Raw genomic sequence first — 17,366 nt, forward strand, 5'->3', positions numbered from 1 at the left:
TCCTCAAAATCACTCGAAGTGACGTTTTAGAGCACCATATTTTCAATTGGACACACTAATATTCCTTCTGCCCCATTCACTTTTAATTCGTCTATGATTTCCCAGAAATCGTTTTTATTAATTACCGAGTGTAGTGAACTCCAGCCTTCTTCAGCTAATGGTAAAACTGTTGGGCTTTTCATCCCTGGTAAAATATTTATAATGTCGTCTACTTTGTTATTTGGCGCATTAAGTAACACATAACGTGAGTTTCTTGCTTTTAAAACCGATTGTAATCTAAACTGTAACTTGTTTAAAATCGCTTGATTTTCGGAAGAAATTTGAGGTGAAACTGCTAAGACAGCTTCCGATTTTAAAATGACTTCAACTTCTTTAAGATTGTTTTTAAATAATGTGCTTCCGCTAGAAACGATGTCTACAATTGCGTCTGCTAATCCAATGTTTGGCGCAATTTCAACAGAACCGTTAATGATGTGTAAATTCGCTTTGACATTGTTGTCTTTTAAGAATTGATTGACTGTGTTTGGATACGACGTTGCAATACGTTTTCCTTCTAAATCTTTAATAGAATTGTAGTTTTTCCCTTTTGGAATCGCTACAGACACTTTACAGCTAGAAAATCCTAATTTCTCAGCAATCGTGATGTCTTGTCCTTTTTCTACTAAAACATTTTCTCCAATAATAGCTACGTCTACAACACCATCTTTTAAATACTGAGGAATGTCTCCGTTACGCAAATAAAATACTTCTAGAGGAAAGTTTTTAGCTGATGCTTTGAGTTGATCTTTACCATTATCGATAGAAATACCAACGTCTTTAAGGATTTTCATAGAATCCTCATTTAATCGTCCTGACTTTTGAATTGCAATTTTTAATTTACTCATTTTTCTTTTTTAGTTAAAAGTGTTTGAGTAAATCTTTGGTGAAGTTTTTATAAAAAACCGCTTGATTTACTCAAACGGTTTTAAAAATATCTTGGTTTTATTCAATACATTTTCAGCTCGCTTGAGTGCAAGTATGAAAATGATGATGATTAAATTGAATAAATGTCATTTGCTATTTTGTTATAAACAAATTTTCAAAAAATAAATTCAGAATTCCAAACGTTTAACAAAATTTTTTATTGATTGCCTAAAATTATAGGCATTCCACTTTCACCAGAACCGATAATAACCACTTTGCTATTAGGTGATTCAGCTAGTTTGTTAGTGGCTTCAATACCTTTGTCCTGTAGAATTTTATCTGTTAACGAAGCACTCAATATTCGGTTAGCATCTGCTTTACCTTGTGCCTCTATACGCTGGCGTTCTGCTTCTTTCTCAGCAGTTACCAGTCTAAATTCATATTCTAAAGATTCTTGTTCTTGCTTAAGTTTACGTTCAATGGCGTCCTTAATTGTTGGTGGTAATGTAACATCTCTAACCAATATTTCATCTAAAACAATATATTGCTCATCAACAATTTTTTTAGTTTCTTCAAAAATTTCACGTTGAATAGCATCACGTTTACTAGAGTATAATTGCTCTGGTGTATAGCGGCCAACAACACTACGAGCCGCAGAACGAATAGTTGGTAAAATAATTCGCTGTAAATAATCTTCACCAATTTCTTGATGCAATTTACCTAAGTTTCTTTCGTCTGGTTTGTACCAAGCAGAAGCATCTAATTGAATATCTAATCCATTAGATGATAAAACCTTCATCTTCTCGAAAATTTCTTGTCTTCTTACTTCGTAAACATAAACTTTATTCCAAGGTGCTACAACATGAAAACCTTCACCTAGTGGTGGTTGGTCTGTAACCACTCCACCTCCAAAGGTTTTGTACAGTACACCTGCTTCTCCTGAACCTATGGTTACAGCAGATTTAGCAATAATTATTATAAATAAAACAATTCCTACTAAGATTGGTAATCCAATTTTTGGTAATTTTTCCATAGCTAATATTTTTAAATTAATCCGTTATATTTCCTGATGAACCACTCACTAAATAAGCTCAATGCTATAAGTGCGAGTAGATATTTCCAATCTACCAAAGGTACAATATTTTTGGTGCTTTTTTGAATTGTAACATATCTAGAATCATTTAACAATTCTGAAATTAATTTATCTATTTCAGTATTAAAAACAGCATTTCCATTACTATTCGTTGCTAAAGCCTGAAGCTTTTCTATATCTGCGTTTAAAAATTGCTGCTCAACATTATATTCTAAAACTTCAAAACTACCAGAAGCCGCAATAGCTTCGCTATTGTGTTTAATTGTGAAATCATAGGAACCTGCTGAAATACCACTTAGGTCAACATTGTAGTTTCCGTTATTTAAGAGCAATGGCACTTCTCTAATAGCGTCATTCTCTTTATTTTTTAAGACTATGGTTAATGCCGCAGAATTATCAAATTCATAATTCTGATTAAAATATTGTGCTGAAATTATAACATCATCATTACCATTATAAAACGATTTGTAGTCTATGTTGAGTCGACTTCTCTTTTTGTTTGAACTGAGATATTGCACTAACTTACCAATAAAATTGTCAAAATCATTAAAACTCTCAGACTCTAAATAGGATTGTGCTCTCCATCTCCATATGCCTTCACCATTTAACAAAGCATGTTTTGTATTGTCAACTTCGAAAGTAGAAAGCATTGGTTGATTAGTATCGATGCCATTCACCGATTTTGATAAAATAATAGCGTTTGGTACAGAAAACTCTATTGTCCCAAATTCTGATTGTAATGGTGGATAATCCTCAAAATTTAAATTATCGATAATAAACGTATTATAATTTCTGTTTAATCGTGGTTGAAAATCCTCAGATTGATTAGTCACCGTTTGTTTGTAAGCCGACTGAGAATTATTTAACAAACTGAAATTTGTTGTATTGCCAGTTATTGTAAAACTGTTTAATTTTTGATTGGTAATTTCCTTTAATACTTCATTAAAGCTATTGTTTGGTTGATATAAAATAACTAATTGAAAATCATTTATTTTACTTAAATATTCGTTTGGTTTTAAAATAGAAACACTGCGCTGTTCGTTACTTTCTATAGACTTTTTTAGTGTTCCTAAATCTGGATGCAAACGTTCTGATACCAAAGCAATATTAGTTTTTTGGTCTATAACTTCTACACCAAAATTTTTAGAGTTATTTACTGTATTCTTTTCTTTATTTAAAGGGGTTAATTCTACCCTATAAGTTTTAACGCCAACAGTATTTGGAGCTAAAGTTGTTGTAATAAATTCAGATGTTTTGGTAGCATCAAATTCAATCGGTTTTCTAAAAACCACAGTATTACCAGACCATATTTTCAACTCAGTGCTTATGGATTCCGTACCATTATAATTAGCTATAATCTCAATAGGAAACTTATTTTTTAAAAACACGTAACGATTAACATTAAGCTGTTTAATGCTTAAATCTGTATATACTGTAGAATCACCTAAAATAACTGGATAAATGGGTTGATTAACAGAACTTGAAATAAAGCTATAGTCAGTACCATAAGTTTGATTTCCATCACTTAACAGCACAACTGGAGCTACTTGGTTAGAGTATACTTCGCCTATTTGTTTCAGCACATTAGAAATGTTTGATTGTAGTTCTGAAAAGTCTAGAGAATCGATGGGATTTAAAGATTTCCCAAAGCTGAAACTTTCAATATTAAATCGTTTTTGAATTTCAGAATTATCACTCAGTAACTTCAGAGCATCTTCTGCATTCTTATCTTGTTCTAAATAAGTAATAGATTCTGAATTATCAACAGCAACAACCAGCGTTGGCTTTTCGTCATAAAAAGTGTTTGATTCAAATTTTGGGTTAATAAGCAACAGAAGAACACCAAATATAGAAACCGTTCTCAAAACCGTTAATATAGCTTTAAGCCTAGCATTTAGTTTGGATTTATAAACATATTGAAACAGCGCTAATAAAAGCGCTGTTGTAAATGCTAGAATAATATAAAACACACTACTTTCTGTCAATGTTTATTGTTTTACATTAATTATATCAAATGAGTTCAAAAAATAGTTAAGGTTTTTTGTGTTTACATTACCCTCTTCTGCTATTACTTGGTTGACATACATAACATTCTCGACTAAGTAAGCATTCATATATAATTCCAAACCTGGTGCATTAATCTTTATTTTTCTTCCCGGATATCCATTCAGATTGATGTTTTCGTCAGACTCTAATGTACCTTGCACATTATTGACAGCACCATTTACAGCACCATCTAGAATCGATTTTATTTTCTCATCAGTCATATCAGTAAATTGTTCACTCGGGTAATCACTGCGAACGACAGCATAATATGCGTTATCACCTGTCTGTGATGATCCATATCCAACCATATGCATATCAAGTTCGCCAACAGCAGTTTCTATTTGCTGTACTGTTCTTTGTGGTTTGCCTGGAAACTCTGCTATAAAAGCAAGGTCTTCCGATTTGTATTTCTCCCAATCTTGAGCTTTTATAGTAGTTACACTAATAAATAGTAAGATTGATGTTATGAAAAATTTCATGATATGTAATTTAAATCAAATAAATGGTTACGTTAACATTCCACCATCTACATTTAGGGTTTGACCGGTAACGTATGCGCTCATGTCGCTAGCAAGAAAAACGCAGGCATTTGCAATATCTTCAGGGGTTCCACCGCGTTTTAAAGGAATCGCTTCTCTCCATCCCTTTACAGTGTTTTCGTCTAATTTGGCGGTCATTTCAGTTTCTATGAAACCAGGTGCTATAACGTTACTTCTTATGTTTCGAGATCCTAATTCTAGCGCTACTGACTTCGAAAAACCAATGATACCAGCTTTAGAGGCCGCATAGTTGGTCTGACCTGCATTTCCTTTAACACCAACAACAGAACTCATATTAATGATTGAGCCTTTACGCTGCTTAAGCATTGTTCTCTGTACAGCTTTAGTCATATTGAATACGGATTTTAAGTTGACTTCAATAACTTTATCAAAATCCTCTTCACTCATACGCATTAACAAATTATCTTTTGTTATACCTGCATTATTTACCAATATGTCAATGGAGCCAAATTCAGCCACTACATCATCTGCCAACTTTTGAGCTTCTTCAAAACTAGCTGCATTACTTTGGTATCCTATAGCTTTTACACCTTTATCATTAAGTTCTTTTTCCAATTCATTTGCTGCTTCAACCGAAGAGCTGTAGGTGAACGCCACATTAGCTCCATGATCTGCAAAAATTTCAGCAATGCCTCTACCGATACCTCTACTTGCACCTGTGATTATAGCTGTTTTACCTTCTAATAATTTCATATTTATTATTGTTGATTAGTTATGTTTACTTTGTTAGATGTCTTTCAAAGATAGTAATTACAAATTGCATCAAATAAAAAAACCTCACAACATTTTGTAAGGTTTTTAACAGTTTAGTGGAAAGTAATTAGCCTAAAACTTCGGCTACTTTCTTTCCGATTTCAGCAGGTGAATCCACTACATGAATTCCACATGCTCTCATAATTTTCTTTTTTGCCTGTGCAGTATCATCACTGCCACCAACAATAGCACCAGCATGTCCCATAGTACGACCAGCAGGCGCTGTTTCACCAGCAATAAACCCAACGATAGGTTTTTTACTTCCGCTTTCTTTATACCAATTAGCAGCATCAGCCTCTAATTGCCCACCTATTTCACCAATCATAACTACTGCTTCAGTATCTGGGTCGTTAATTAACAATTCTACAGCTTCTTTTGTAGTGGTACCAATGATTGGGTCACCACCAATACCAATTGCTGTTGTAATACCTAATCCTTGTTTTACAACTTGATCAGCAGCTTCATAGGTTAAAGTACCAGACTTAGATACTATGCCAACTTTGCCAGGTTTAAAAACAAATCCTGGCATGATACCAACTTTAGCCTCGCCTGGTGTAATAACACCTGGACAGTTAGGACCAATTAACCTACAGTCTCTATCTTTGATATAATCTGCAGCTTTCACCATATCCGCAACAGGAATACCTTCAGTAATTGCGATAATAACTTTGATTCCGGCATCAGCGGCTTCCATTATAGCATCAGCAGCAAATGCTGGTGGAACAAAAATAATGGTTGTGTCTGCCCCTGCCTTTTCGACAGCTTCTGCTACTGTATTGAAAACTGGTTTACCAAGATGTTCTTGACCACCTTTTCCTGGAGTTACTCCACCTACGACATTTGTACCATATTCGATCATCTGACCAGCATGAAAAGTACCTTCACTACCTGTAAAACCTTGAACAATGATTTTAGAATCTTTATTTACTAAAACGCTCATTTGATATTGTTGTTTTTAAATTTTTATAATTTTAGTTGCACAAAAATAAGTCTTTTGAAACGTATATGCGAACCCTTTTTATTTTTTCTAAAGGGAATTATAAATCTTTTAATTTTTGAAGAATTTCTGGAATTTTTTTGATAGAAGCTATCTCTTTATACTTAGATCTAATATCATCAGCAGGAATACCAAAATAGCTCTTATGTCCTTCTAAAGATTTGCTGACACCAGCCTTTGCAGAAATCACAGCTTTGGTTCCAATAGTAACTCCACTAGTTATACCAACTTGTCCCCAAATAGTAACTTCATCTTCAACAACTGTACAGCCAGCAATACCAACATGTGAAGCGATGAGACATTTTCTGCCAATTACAGTGTCATGACCTATTTGAACTTGATTATCTATTTTAGTTCCCTCTTTTATAGTTGTATCACCAGTTACACCTTTGTCTATGGTACAACCCGCTCCTATATCAACATTATTTTCAATAACAACACGTCCACCAGATTTTAACTGATCAAAACCTTCAGGTCTTTTCTTATAGTAAAATGCACTTCCGCCCAATACGGTGTTAGCATGTATAATAACATTATCACCAATAACGGTGTCGTCATAAATGCTGACATTAGAGTGAATAACACAATTTTTTCCGATCGTAACATTATGTCCTATAAAACAGTTTGGCTGAATGATAGTATCTTCACCAATTTTAGCATCTTCAGCTATTGAAACATTTGCTGATTTAAACGGCTTAAAGTGAAGTGTTAACTTGTTGAAATCTCTAAATGGATCGTCTGATATTAGAAGTGCTTTACCTTCGGGACAATCAACCTCTTTGTTTATCAATACAATTGTTGCTGCTGATTGAAGTGCTTTATCATAATATTTGGGGTGATCTACAAAAACAATATCACCAGGCTCTACAACATGGATTTCATTCATTCCTAAAATAGGAAAATCATCAGAACCTACATATTCAGTGCCAATTAGATTGGCAATTTCTTTTAATGAAAATTGTCTAGGGAATTTCAAACTCTATAATTTTTGAAAGTGAGGTTCCTGCTTTCGCAGGAAATGTAATTATTCCTTTATACGCTCTTTATAAGTGCCTTTTTCAGTTTCAATTTTAATTTTATCCCCTTCATTAATGAACAATGGAACATTTACAGTTGCCCCCGTTTCTACAGTAGCAGGTTTTGTTGCGTTTGTGGCCGTGTTTCCTTTTACACCTGGCTCAGTATGTGTTACTTCTAAAATAACAGTTGCTGGCATATCTACCGACAACGGCATATTGTCCTCTGTATTAATTTGAATGGTTACAATTTCACCTTCTTTCATTAAATCCGGTCTATCTAAAGCACCTTCTGTTAATTGAATTTGAGAATAATCTGCTTCATTCATAAAGTGATAGTGTTCACCATCGTTATACAAATACTGAAATTTATGCGTTTCTACTCTTACATCATCAATTTTATGACCAGCAGAAAATGTATTATCAATTACTTTTCCTGTAGTAACGCTTTTAAGCTTTGTTCTTACAAAAGCAGGCCCTTTACCTGGTTTTACGTGTAAAAACTCAATGATTTTATAGATGTCGTGATTATATCTGATACATAATCCATTACGAATATCCGATGTACTTGCCATTATTTAATTTTGTTCTTTATTTATTAATTTGATTTAAAATAGCCTTTCATAATACCTCTGTGTGAATTCTTTATAAATTGAAGAATCTCATCGCGTTCTGGAGTGGCTTCCATTTCGGCTTCGATAATTTCTGAAGCCTGAGTGTTATTATAATTTTTTTGATAAAGAATTCTGTATATATCCTGAATCTCTCTAATTTTTTCTGATGTGAAACCTCTTCTTCTAAGTCCTACAGAATTAATACCAACATACGAAAGTGGTTCGCGAGCTGCTTTTACGTATGGAGGAACATCTTTTCTAACTAAAGATCCACCTGTAACAAAAGCATGATTTCCAACCGAAGCAAATTGATGTACAGCAACCATACCAGCCAATACAACATTGTCACCTATAGTTACATGGCCCGCTAACGTAGTGTTGTTAGAAAAAATACAGTAATTGCCGACTATACAATCGTGTGCAATATGGCTATAAGCCATAACCAAACAGTTATTACCAATTACGGTTTTCATTTTGTCTGATGTACCTCTATTTATAGTAACACATTCTCTAATGGTTACGTTATCTCCAATTTCTACTGTAGTATCTTCATCATTATATTTTAAATCTTGAGGTATTGCAGAAATAACAGCACCTGGAAAAATATTACAATTTTTGCCAATACGTGCGCCTTCCATAATGGTGACATTACTTCCAATCCAAGTTCCTTCACCGATTTTTACATTATTATGAATAGTGGTAAAGGGCTCTATCACTACATTCTTTGCGATTTTTGCTCCTGGATGTACGTATGCTAAAGGTTGATTCATTTTCGGAATTTTATTTTTGATAAATAGGTGAAAATGTGTTCGCCTATCAACATATTATGAACGATTTGAAAATTAATATTCACTCGGTTCATTACTTAACTTTTGTTATTTGTGCCATTAACTCTGCTTCTGCACAAAGTTTACCATTGGCATAGGCATAACCCTGCATGTGACAGATGCCACGTCTAATAGGTGTAATAAGCTCGCACTTAAAAATTAAAGTGTCACCAGGAACCACTTTTTGTTTGAACTTAACATTATCCATTTTCATGAAAAATGTAAGATAGTTTTCAGGATCTGGAACCGTGCTTAATACCAAAATACCTCCTGTTTGAGCCATAGCCTCACATATCAAAACTCCTGGCATTACTGGTGCTCCAGGAAAATGACCTTTAAAGAATTCTTCGTTTATAGTGACGTTTTTCATGCCAATAACGTAATTCTCGGTTAACTCATACACCTTATCTAACAGTAAGAAAGGCTGCCTATGTGGTAGCATGTTCATGATTTGATTTACGTCCATTAGAGGATTTGAATTCAAATCTATTTGAGGTACATTGTTACGCTTTTCGTTTTTAATAATTTTAGACATTTTTTTTGCAAACTGTGTGTTTACAAAATGTCCGGGTTTATTTGCAATGACCTTTCCTCTAATTCGTGTACCAATTAAAGCCAAATCGCCTACAACATCTAGTAGTTTGTGACGAGCAGCTTCGTTAGGGTGATGTAAGGTTAGGTTATCTAGGATACCATTAGGTTTTACCGCAATGTTTTCTTTCTTAAAAGCTTTACGAAGTTTATCCATAGTTTCTGAAGATAATTCTTTATCAACATATACTATGGCATTATTTAAATCACCTCCCTTAATTAAACCGTGCTCCAAAAGCATTTCTAGCTCATGTAAGAAACTAAATGTTCTAGCATCCGCAATTTCATCTTTAAACTCTGACACAGAGTTCATAGTTGCGTTTTGTGTACCTAAAACTTTAGTTCCAAAATCTACCATTGTGGTTACTTTGTAGGTTTCTGAAGGCATCAAGATAATTTCACTTCCGGTAGACTCATCAGCATAAGAAACTACTTCTTTTACTTCATACTCTTCTCTGTAAGCCTTTTGTTGAACAATACCAGCCTTTTCCAAAGCTTCTACAAAAAACTTTGAAGATCCATCCATTATTGGTGGCTCTGAAGCATTCAATTCTATAACCGCGTTATCTATGTCTAAACCAACTAGAGCAGCTAATACATGTTCGCAAGTTTGAATTGTAACACCATTTTTTTCTAAGCAGGTTCCGCGCTGGGTATTCGTCACGTAGCTTGCGTCTGCCTCAATCTTTGGATTACCCTCAAGATCTACACGTTCAAATATATAACCGGAATTTTCAGATCCAGGTTTAAAAACTAACGTCACATTAGCGCCTGTATGAAGCCCTACTCCTTGGAGCTTTACTTCTTTTTCAATGGTCTTTTGCCTTACCTCTGTTTTAATTATGGCCATCTACTTTCTTTTCAATTTCATTTATATTTTTTACAATCTTAGGTAGATTTTTAAAATATACGTAAGATTTGTTATAATCACCATAAGTTAATGCTGGTGAGCCTTGTAAAACTTCATTGTCCTTAACATGCCTGCCTATACCAGACTGCGCTTGAATTTTTACATTATTACCAATAGTAATATGCCCTACTATACCTACCTGTCCACCTATCTGACAATTTTCTCCAATTTTAGTAGAACCAGCAATACCAGTTTGTGCTGCAATTACTGTATTCTTACCAATTTCTACATTGTGAGCTATTTGTATTTGATTATCAAGTTTTACACCTCTTCTAATAATTGTAGAACCTAATGTAGCTCTATCTATTGTAGTACCAGCACCAATATCTACGAAATCTTCAAGTATAACATTACCTATTTGTGGCACTTTAGAATACTCGCCTTTAGCGTTTGGCGCAAAACCAAAACCATCTGCACCTATTATAGATCCAGAATTAATGACACAATTATTACCAATTATACAATCAGAATAGATTTTTCCACCTGAGAAAATTATAGTGTTATCACCAATAATAACATTGTCTCCAAGATATGAATTAGGAAATATCTTTACATTATTACCCAACTTTACATTGTCGCCAATATATGTAAATGCGCCTATATAAACATCATTACCTATTTTAGCTGAATCTGATATAAAACTAGGTTGCTCTATTCCAGATTTATTTAATTTAATTTGGTTGTAGTATTCTAATAGTTTGGTAAAAGCACCATAAGCATCTTCAACTTTAATTAATGTGGTGCTTATTGCCTCTTCAGGTTCAAAATCTGAATTGACAATTGCTATCGAAGATTTTGTAGTGTATATATAAGGTTTATATTTTGGATTAGCCAAAAAGGTTAGAGTCCCTTCTGTTCCCTCTTCTATTTTTGCAAGTTTTGAGACTTCAATATTTGGATTACCAACTACTGTACCTTGTAAAATACCTGCGATTTGTTCTGCTGTAAATTTCATGTATTCTTATCTATTTTTTATACAGGTCACATGGAACATTTTTTAATAGTTTGGGTTCCTCAAGGTCTACTTTTGGATATAAATGTTTCAACTAATTGCCTTTAAATTGATTGTTGGTTTCCGCAAAAATAGAAAAAATGTATTACATTTTCTTTTTAGGGTAACACATATAATATTTGGTGACTGGTTTACTTAATGCTTTTAAGTTTAATTGATCCGAAACTTTTACTATATCTTTTATTTTACCAGACTTCAATTGAATATTAATGTGCTGTTTTTGGTTTTGGTAAGCTAGGTTGGTTATTTCACCACTAAAAACAAAGTAGTCTGCCTCTTCTTTTGAGATGCCATACTTATTCATCAATGCTTCATTGTGTGTTTGTAAGTCAGAAGCATTAATTGGTTTATTTTTCATTTTAATCTTTAACAAATCCCTATCAACAATCATTTCACTCAAATTGCTAAGCACAAAATCCTTATGGTCTCTCCATGACTTCATTGCCGCAACAATATCGTAGTCATCTAATTTTGCATAAATTTCTAAAGTTATATAATCAAAACTACCGCGATTAATTTCGGAAGTTAAAAAGAAATTCAAGGGTTCACTACAATTTAACTCTTCACCTTGTTGTACCAATTCTTTAGCGCGTTTTAATATTCTGGTCAATAATTGTTCAGCGACTAAACCAGTTTTGTGTAAGTAAACTTGCCAATACATAAAACGCCTAGCTACTAAAAACTTTTCAACACTGTAAATACCTTTTTCTTCTACTACCAATTCATCTTCAACTACATTTAGCATGGTAATTAAACGTTCGCTATTAATATTTCCTTCTGCAACACCAGTATAAAAACTATCACGTTTAAGATAATCTGCCCTATCCATATCTAGTTGACTAGATATTAGTTGACACATAAACTTTCGAGGGTATTCACTTTTGAAAATTGATATGGCTAACGTTAAACTTCCGTTAAACTCTTCATTGAGTTTTTCCATAAATTGAAGCGAAATTTCTTCGTGGGAAATGTCATTTACAATACTATGCTCCATAGCATGAGAAAATGGACCATGACCAATATCGTGCAATAAAATAGCAATTAATAATCCATTTTCCTCCTCTTCAGAAATCGCAACTCCTTTAAAACGAAGCACATTGATAGCTCTTTGCATTAGATACATGCTTCCTAGCGCATGATGAAAGCGTGTGTGGTGTGCCCCAGGATAGACCAAATAAGACAACCCCATTTGTGTTATACGACGCAACCTTTGGAAGTATTTATGCTGAATAAGGTCGAAAATTAAAGAATTTGGAATCGTAATAAATCCGTAAATTGGATCGTTAAATATTTTAAGTTTATTATTAGGCTTCAAACTGAACATTCATTAATTAGAAAACAAATATACATGAACAACATAAATATTCTCTGGGTAGACGATGAAATCAACTTATTAAAGCCTCACATTCTCTTTTTAGAACAAAAGCGATACAAAGTTACAACGTGCCAAAGTGGCACAGAAGCTCTAGAGATTATTAACGATACTAATTTTGACATTGTCTTATTAGACGAAAATATGCCTGGTCTCACTGGCCTTGAAACTCTTAATGAAATCAAAGAGAAACGCCCTAATCTTCCTGTAGTAATGATTACTAAAAGTGAGGAAGAGTATATTATGGAAGAAGCTATAGGCAGCAAAATTGCCGATTATCTTATAAAGCCTGTTAATCCTAATCAAATTCTCTTGAGTTTAAAAAAGAACTTAGATCATTCCCGTCTTATTTCTGAAAAAACTACTTCTAATTATCAGCAAGAGTTTAGAAAAATTGCTATGGATTTATCTATGGTAAATTCTTATGAAGAATGGGCCGAATTATATCAAAAACTGATTTACTGGGAACTTCAACTTGAGGGTATTGAAGATGTTGGTATGACTGATATTTTAGAATCACAAAAAACTGAAGCTAATCTGCAATTCGGAAAGTTTATTGAAAAGAACTACGAAAGTTGGTTCAAGCCAAATGCTAATGCGCCAGTAATGTCCCATACCCTTTTTAAGGATAAGGTTGTACCAGAATTGAGCGATAAACAACCGACGTTGTTGGTTGTGATTGATAATTTACGTTACGACCAATGGAAAGCTTTTGAACCTACAGTAAACAACTATTACAAAAAAACTTCTGAATTGTCCTTTTTCAGTATTTTACCAACAGCAACCCAATATGCGAGAAATGCCATATTCTCTGGTTTAATGCCTGCAGATATGGAAAAACTATATCCTCAATATTGGAAAAATGATACTGACGAGGGTGGTAAAAATCTTCACGAAGAAGATTTTCTGAGAGAACAAATGAAACGATTGGGACTAAATCATATAAAACATGAATTCCATAAAATTACCAATCTTAAGTCTGGCAAAAAGCTAGTTGAAAACTTTAGAGCTTTAAAGAATAACGATTTAAGCGTTATAGTTTACAATTTTGTTGATATGCTCTCCCACTCAAAAACAGAAATGGAAGTCGTAAAAGAGTTGGCTTCTAATGATAAGGCGTATCGTTCATTAACACAAAGCTGGTTTAAAAATTCACCTCTATTAGAGATGATTCAACTATCGCAACAGCTAGGATTTAAGTTGATTTTAACTACGGATCATGGAACTATAAATGTTAAAGCACCTTCTAAAGTTATTGGAGATAGAGACACAAGTCTTAATCTAAGGTATAAAACTGGTCGTAGTCTTACATACCAGGATAAAGATGTTATGGCAGTAAAAGACCCAAAGTCTGTGCATTTACCAGCTTTAACCATGAGCAGTTCATTTGTCTTTGCCAAAGGAGACTTGTTTTTAGCTTACCCTAATAATTACAATCACTATGTGAGTTATTATAGAAACACATATCAACACGGTGGTGTTTCTTTAGAAGAAATGATCATTCCTTTTGTGGTCTTAGACCCTAAATAAATCCATTAAATGTATAAAAAACCCGATGAAATACACTTTTCTCTAGGTTTTTAAAAAATTTATTACTAACATTGTATTCCAATTAGTAATGGGTTAGCGTGCGTAATATTGAATTAACATATCATTTAAATGAAATTAACACTGTTGCTTTAGATGTACTCAAACATTTAAAATCTAAAGTGATTTTGTTTGATGGAAAGATGGGAATTGGCAAAACGACATTCATAAATGCCCTTTTAAAGGCTATGAATAGTGATGATGTTGCAACGAGCCCTACATTTTCAATTGTTAATGAATATACATTACCAAATGATAAAGTTTTTCACTTTGATTTCTATAGAATAGAATCCATTGATGAAGCTTATAATTTTGGTATAGAAGACTATTTGTACAGTAATAATTGGCTGTTTATAGAATGGCCAAACCTTATAGAAGAATTGCTGCCAGAAAAAACACAAACTATTACCATTACTAAGATAGATGATAATACAAGATCCCTCAAATTAACTATAAATAAGAAACTTTTAACCGAAAACAACGCTATGACAGAACCGAAATTTTAAACAAATTTCAACTAACATTCTACCGAAAGGGTTATGGAGTTACGGAAAAACCGTAACAAAAATCTCATAATTTCTAGGATTTTAACATTAATCGGTTTTCAGAGGCTTAATGCTTACTGTAAATTTGTTGCAATTAATTAATTAAATCCCTTTAAATTATGAAAACTAAAAAACTAGTACTAGCAATTGCTATCTTCGGAGGAGTGTTATTTACTGTTCAAGCAACTAACATTATCGACTTAGATGGACAGACTACAACAAAAGTTGACAGAAGAAAACTTAAAGTTCCGACTCACGGATAAAAAATCTTATAATAAAAAGATTATATTAGGGAGTATAGTTGCATCACTTGTAGCTGCTACTCCCTTTTTATTTTATTTATATGAATATGTTCCCGATGTGGAAAAATGGGAAACAATTTTTGGAACATACAACAGTATTGAATATGGTAGCGCTAATGTAGCGATGTGGGTGCTTGCTATGAAAGCTGTACCACTTTTTTTATCACTTATTTGGTTCTTTACTTGTCGTCATTGGTGGTATCATGCCCTTTTAGTGCCTATTGCAATGTTTACCTTTCAATTTGTTAGTGCATTAAATTTTGATTTAAGATATGTAGATGAGTTTGAAATTATTTGGCTTCTACCAATAATGGCAATAGTTTTTCCTTCTATTTACCTTATAAGAGCAAAAATGTTTAATCAAATAAATGATGCCGATAAAACCATGGAAGAACTGGAAGAGGAATTTATGATTAAACCAAAAACGTTTTGGGGTAAGGTTAAGCAGTATTTCTAGTCAATATTTCATCCATTAAGATTTATTTTATAACTTAAAATGTTAGATAATTTAGTTCTGCAAGATTGTGTTTTATTATCTTGCAATAACTAAGTCAATTACTAACTTAAATGAGTAAATCTATATCACCCTTTACAAAGGCTCAATTATTACCTCAAGAAGAGACTTTAGAAGTTTTTAAGAAAAAAGGTGAACTTTTTATAGGAATACCTAAAGAAACCCATTTTCAGGAAAGTCGAGTTTGTTTAACACCAGATGCAGTTTCTGCCCTTACCGCAAATGGGCATCGCGTTTTATTTGAGTCTGGCGCAGGGGAAGGCGCTAATTTCAAAGACAAAGATTACAGTGAAGCTGGTGCTGAAGTCACCAAAGATAAAGCAAAGGTGTATTCCTGCCCTATAATATTAAAAGTTGAACCACCTTCTTTAGATGAGATTTCATTAATAAACCCTCAAACTATCCTCATCTCTGCTCTTCAGATAAAAACACAAAAGAAGACTTATTTTGAAGCTTTAGCCAAAAAACGAATCACAGCTTTAGCATTTGAATATATTAAAGACGAAGATGGTGCTTATCCTGCAGTTCGTTCACTTAGTGAAATTGCAGGTACAGCATCTATTTTAATTGCTTCTGAGTTACTTTCTAATGTTAATGGTGGTAATGGTTTAATGATGGGAAACATTAATGGTGTTCCACCCACTGAAGTTGTCATCCTTGGTGCTGGCACTGTTGGAGAATTTGCAGCTCGATCTGCAATTGGACTTGGTGCCAACATAAAAATTTTTGATAGTTCTATTAGTAAATTGCGTTGTATTCAAAATAATCTTGGAAGATCTGTATATACTTCAACCATGCAACCTAAGAATATATTAAAAGCATTAAAACGATGTGATGTTGCTATTGGAGCTGTGAGAGGCAATAATCGCTCACCTGTTGTGGTTACAGAAACTATGGTAGAAAACATGAAGCCCGGTTCTGTGATTATAGATGTTAGTATAGATATGGGTGGATGTTTTGAAACAAGTGAAATTACTACTCACGACCATCCTACCTTTGAACACAATGGAGTTATACATTATTGTGTTCCTAATATTCCTGCAAGATATTCCAGAACTGCTTCAGTGTCAATTAGTAATATTTTCACTCCTTACCTACTTCAAATTGGTGAGCATGGAGGATTGGAAAATGCCCTACGTTTTGATAGAGGGTTAAAAAATGGATTGTATTTTTACCACGGTATTTTAACTAATAAATCTGTTGCCGAATGGTTTGGTTTGGATTACAATGATGCCAACTTATTAATTTTTTAATTTAACAACTCACGCATGAAATTTACACAGCGCTTAGCTTATTATCTGAGTGGCTTTGCTATTGGTCTTATTATATTAATGTTCTTTCTTAATGGCAAAGAGGCTTCTTGCGATTATGGACCAAACGCAAGGACAGTAAAGAATATAAGTTCAAAAACTATCCACTACTCTGCTAAGGTTTCAAATTTTGTAACTAATCACTTTATAGATTCATCAACGGTTGTAAACCTTATTAGATATGGAAACGTGAATTTTTCTAAGAGCAATACTGAGTTAGATTCCTGTAAGATTTATCATATTGATAATGTGTATAAAGAGAAAGCAATTGAACTAAGTGTTGAAAATTGCGATTCCATAGCTAAAATATTAGTTATGAGTTATGTTAACGAATAAAATTATAGTTTCATAGTATAAATATCTATTCTAAATATTTAATTTTAATATTTGGTCCGTAAACTTAAATCTACCAAA

Annotated in this window: 17 protein-coding genes; 5 read left to right on the forward strand and 12 right to left on the reverse strand. The window is 33.3% G+C overall.

Annotated features, from left to right (window positions below; all coding sequences use genetic code 11):
• Positions 1-26: 26 nt before the first annotated feature.
• The 12 genes from hisG to ACPX19_RS12760 all read right to left on the reverse strand — a co-directional run bounded on the left by hisG (position 27) and on the right by ACPX19_RS12760 (position 12,637).
• The gene (gene hisG / locus ACPX19_RS12705) at positions 27-884 is read right to left on the reverse strand and encodes an ATP phosphoribosyltransferase (protein WP_426430384.1); all 858 of its coding nucleotides are present in this window, start codon (positions 882-884) and stop codon (positions 27-29) included.
• Between the two features lie 236 nt (positions 885-1,120).
• Positions 1,121-1,936, reverse strand: coding sequence for a prohibitin family protein (locus ACPX19_RS12710; protein WP_426430385.1), 816 nt, complete (start codon positions 1,934-1,936; stop codon positions 1,121-1,123).
• 11 nt (positions 1,937-1,947) lie between these two features.
• Entirely contained in the window at positions 1,948-3,981 is a 2,034-nt protein-coding gene (locus ACPX19_RS12715) for a VWA domain-containing protein (protein ID WP_426430386.1), read from the reverse strand.
• 3 nt (positions 3,982-3,984) lie between these two features.
• Complete coding sequence (locus ACPX19_RS12720; RefSeq protein WP_426430387.1) at positions 3,985-4,521, reverse strand: hypothetical protein; 537 nt, start codon at positions 4,519-4,521, stop codon at positions 3,985-3,987.
• Positions 4,522-4,548: 27 nt separating this feature from the next.
• Positions 4,549-5,295, reverse strand: a complete 747-nt coding sequence (fabG, locus tag ACPX19_RS12725; protein WP_426430388.1) for a 3-oxoacyl-[acyl-carrier-protein] reductase — start codon at positions 5,293-5,295, stop codon at positions 4,549-4,551.
• 127 nt (positions 5,296-5,422) lie between these two features.
• Entirely contained in the window at positions 5,423-6,295 is an 873-nt protein-coding gene (gene sucD, locus ACPX19_RS12730) for a succinate--CoA ligase subunit alpha (protein WP_426430389.1), read from the reverse strand.
• Positions 6,296-6,392: 97 nt separating this feature from the next.
• Positions 6,393-7,328: a UDP-3-O-(3-hydroxymyristoyl)glucosamine N-acyltransferase gene (locus tag ACPX19_RS12735; protein ID WP_426430390.1), complete on the reverse strand. Its 936-nt coding sequence runs from the start codon at positions 7,326-7,328 to the stop codon at positions 6,393-6,395.
• 48 nt (positions 7,329-7,376) lie between these two features.
• Positions 7,377-7,943, reverse strand: coding sequence for an elongation factor P (gene efp / locus ACPX19_RS12740; protein ID WP_426430391.1), 567 nt, complete (start codon positions 7,941-7,943; stop codon positions 7,377-7,379).
• Positions 7,944-7,966: 23 nt separating this feature from the next.
• Positions 7,967-8,752 (reverse strand): acyl-ACP--UDP-N-acetylglucosamine O-acyltransferase, encoded by a 786-nt coding sequence (lpxA, locus tag ACPX19_RS12745; RefSeq protein WP_426430392.1) that lies wholly within the window; start codon positions 8,750-8,752, stop codon positions 7,967-7,969.
• Positions 8,753-8,843: 91 nt separating this feature from the next.
• On the reverse strand, positions 8,844-10,250 hold the full coding sequence (locus ACPX19_RS12750) for a bifunctional UDP-3-O-[3-hydroxymyristoyl] N-acetylglucosamine deacetylase/3-hydroxyacyl-ACP dehydratase (protein WP_426430393.1): 1,407 nt from the start codon (positions 10,248-10,250) through the stop codon (positions 8,844-8,846).
• Positions 10,237-11,265 (reverse strand): UDP-3-O-(3-hydroxymyristoyl)glucosamine N-acyltransferase, encoded by a 1,029-nt coding sequence (lpxD, locus tag ACPX19_RS12755; protein ID WP_426430394.1) that lies wholly within the window; start codon positions 11,263-11,265, stop codon positions 10,237-10,239. The genes ACPX19_RS12750 and lpxD overlap by 14 nt, the downstream gene beginning before the upstream one ends.
• A gap of 142 nt (positions 11,266-11,407) precedes the next feature.
• Positions 11,408-12,637 (reverse strand): HD domain-containing protein, encoded by a 1,230-nt coding sequence (locus tag ACPX19_RS12760; RefSeq protein WP_426430395.1) that lies wholly within the window; start codon positions 12,635-12,637, stop codon positions 11,408-11,410.
• Between the two features lie 33 nt (positions 12,638-12,670).
• Between ACPX19_RS12760 and ACPX19_RS12765 the strand changes: the two genes are divergently transcribed.
• From ACPX19_RS12765 to ACPX19_RS12785, 5 genes are all read left to right on the forward strand, one after another.
• Positions 12,671-14,224, forward strand: a complete 1,554-nt coding sequence (locus ACPX19_RS12765) for a PglZ domain-containing protein (RefSeq protein ID WP_426430396.1) — start codon at positions 12,671-12,673, stop codon at positions 14,222-14,224.
• A gap of 98 nt (positions 14,225-14,322) precedes the next feature.
• Positions 14,323-14,787 (forward strand): tRNA (adenosine(37)-N6)-threonylcarbamoyltransferase complex ATPase subunit type 1 TsaE, encoded by a 465-nt coding sequence (tsaE, locus tag ACPX19_RS12770; RefSeq protein WP_426430397.1) that lies wholly within the window; start codon positions 14,323-14,325, stop codon positions 14,785-14,787.
• Positions 14,788-15,030: 243 nt separating this feature from the next.
• A complete protein-coding gene (locus tag ACPX19_RS12775) occupies positions 15,031-15,585 on the forward strand; it encodes a hypothetical protein (protein ID WP_426430398.1) in 555 nt (184 codons plus the stop codon).
• Between the two features lie 110 nt (positions 15,586-15,695).
• Positions 15,696-16,895 (forward strand): alanine dehydrogenase, encoded by a 1,200-nt coding sequence (locus ACPX19_RS12780; protein ID WP_426430399.1) that lies wholly within the window; start codon positions 15,696-15,698, stop codon positions 16,893-16,895.
• 15 nt (positions 16,896-16,910) lie between these two features.
• Positions 16,911-17,288 carry a hypothetical protein gene (locus ACPX19_RS12785; RefSeq protein ID WP_426430400.1) on the forward strand — a complete coding sequence of 126 codons (378 nt, stop codon included), beginning with the start codon at positions 16,911-16,913 and terminating at the stop codon, positions 17,286-17,288.
• Positions 17,289-17,366: the final 78 nt, after the last annotated feature.

Source organism: Winogradskyella sp. HB-48, assembly GCF_049942685.1.
In the GTDB taxonomy this organism is placed as follows: Bacteria; Bacteroidota; Bacteroidia; order Flavobacteriales; family Flavobacteriaceae; genus Winogradskyella.

Excerpts from the sequence above, each read along its gene's own strand:
- hisG (WP_426430384.1), bottom strand. The coding sequence starts at position 884 with ATGAGTAAATTAAAAATTGCAATTCAAAAGTCAGGACGATTAAATGAG.
- ACPX19_RS12710 (WP_426430385.1), bottom strand. The coding sequence starts at position 1,936 with ATGGAAAAATTACCAAAAATTGGATTACCAATCTTAGTAGGAATTGTT.
- ACPX19_RS12720 (WP_426430387.1), bottom strand. The coding sequence starts at position 4,521 with ATGAAATTTTTCATAACATCAATCTTACTATTTATTAGTGTAACTACT.
- fabG (WP_426430388.1), bottom strand. The coding sequence starts at position 5,295 with ATGAAATTATTAGAAGGTAAAACAGCTATAATCACAGGTGCAAGTAGA.
- sucD (WP_426430389.1), bottom strand. The coding sequence starts at position 6,295 with ATGAGCGTTTTAGTAAATAAAGATTCTAAAATCATTGTTCAAGGTTTT.
- efp (WP_426430391.1), bottom strand. The coding sequence starts at position 7,943 with ATGGCAAGTACATCGGATATTCGTAATGGATTATGTATCAGATATAAT.
- lpxA (WP_426430392.1), bottom strand. The coding sequence starts at position 8,752 with ATGAATCAACCTTTAGCATACGTACATCCAGGAGCAAAAATCGCAAAG.
- ACPX19_RS12750 (WP_426430393.1), bottom strand. The coding sequence starts at position 10,250 with ATGGCCATAATTAAAACAGAGGTAAGGCAAAAGACCATTGAAAAAGAA.
- lpxD (WP_426430394.1), bottom strand. The coding sequence starts at position 11,265 with ATGAAATTTACAGCAGAACAAATCGCAGGTATTTTACAAGGTACAGTA.
- ACPX19_RS12765 (WP_426430396.1), top strand. The coding sequence starts at position 12,671 with ATGAACAACATAAATATTCTCTGGGTAGACGATGAAATCAACTTATTA.
- ACPX19_RS12775 (WP_426430398.1), top strand. The coding sequence starts at position 15,031 with ATGGACAGACTACAACAAAAGTTGACAGAAGAAAACTTAAAGTTCCGA.
- ACPX19_RS12780 (WP_426430399.1), top strand. The coding sequence starts at position 15,696 with ATGAGTAAATCTATATCACCCTTTACAAAGGCTCAATTATTACCTCAA.
- ACPX19_RS12785 (WP_426430400.1), top strand. The coding sequence starts at position 16,911 with ATGAAATTTACACAGCGCTTAGCTTATTATCTGAGTGGCTTTGCTATT.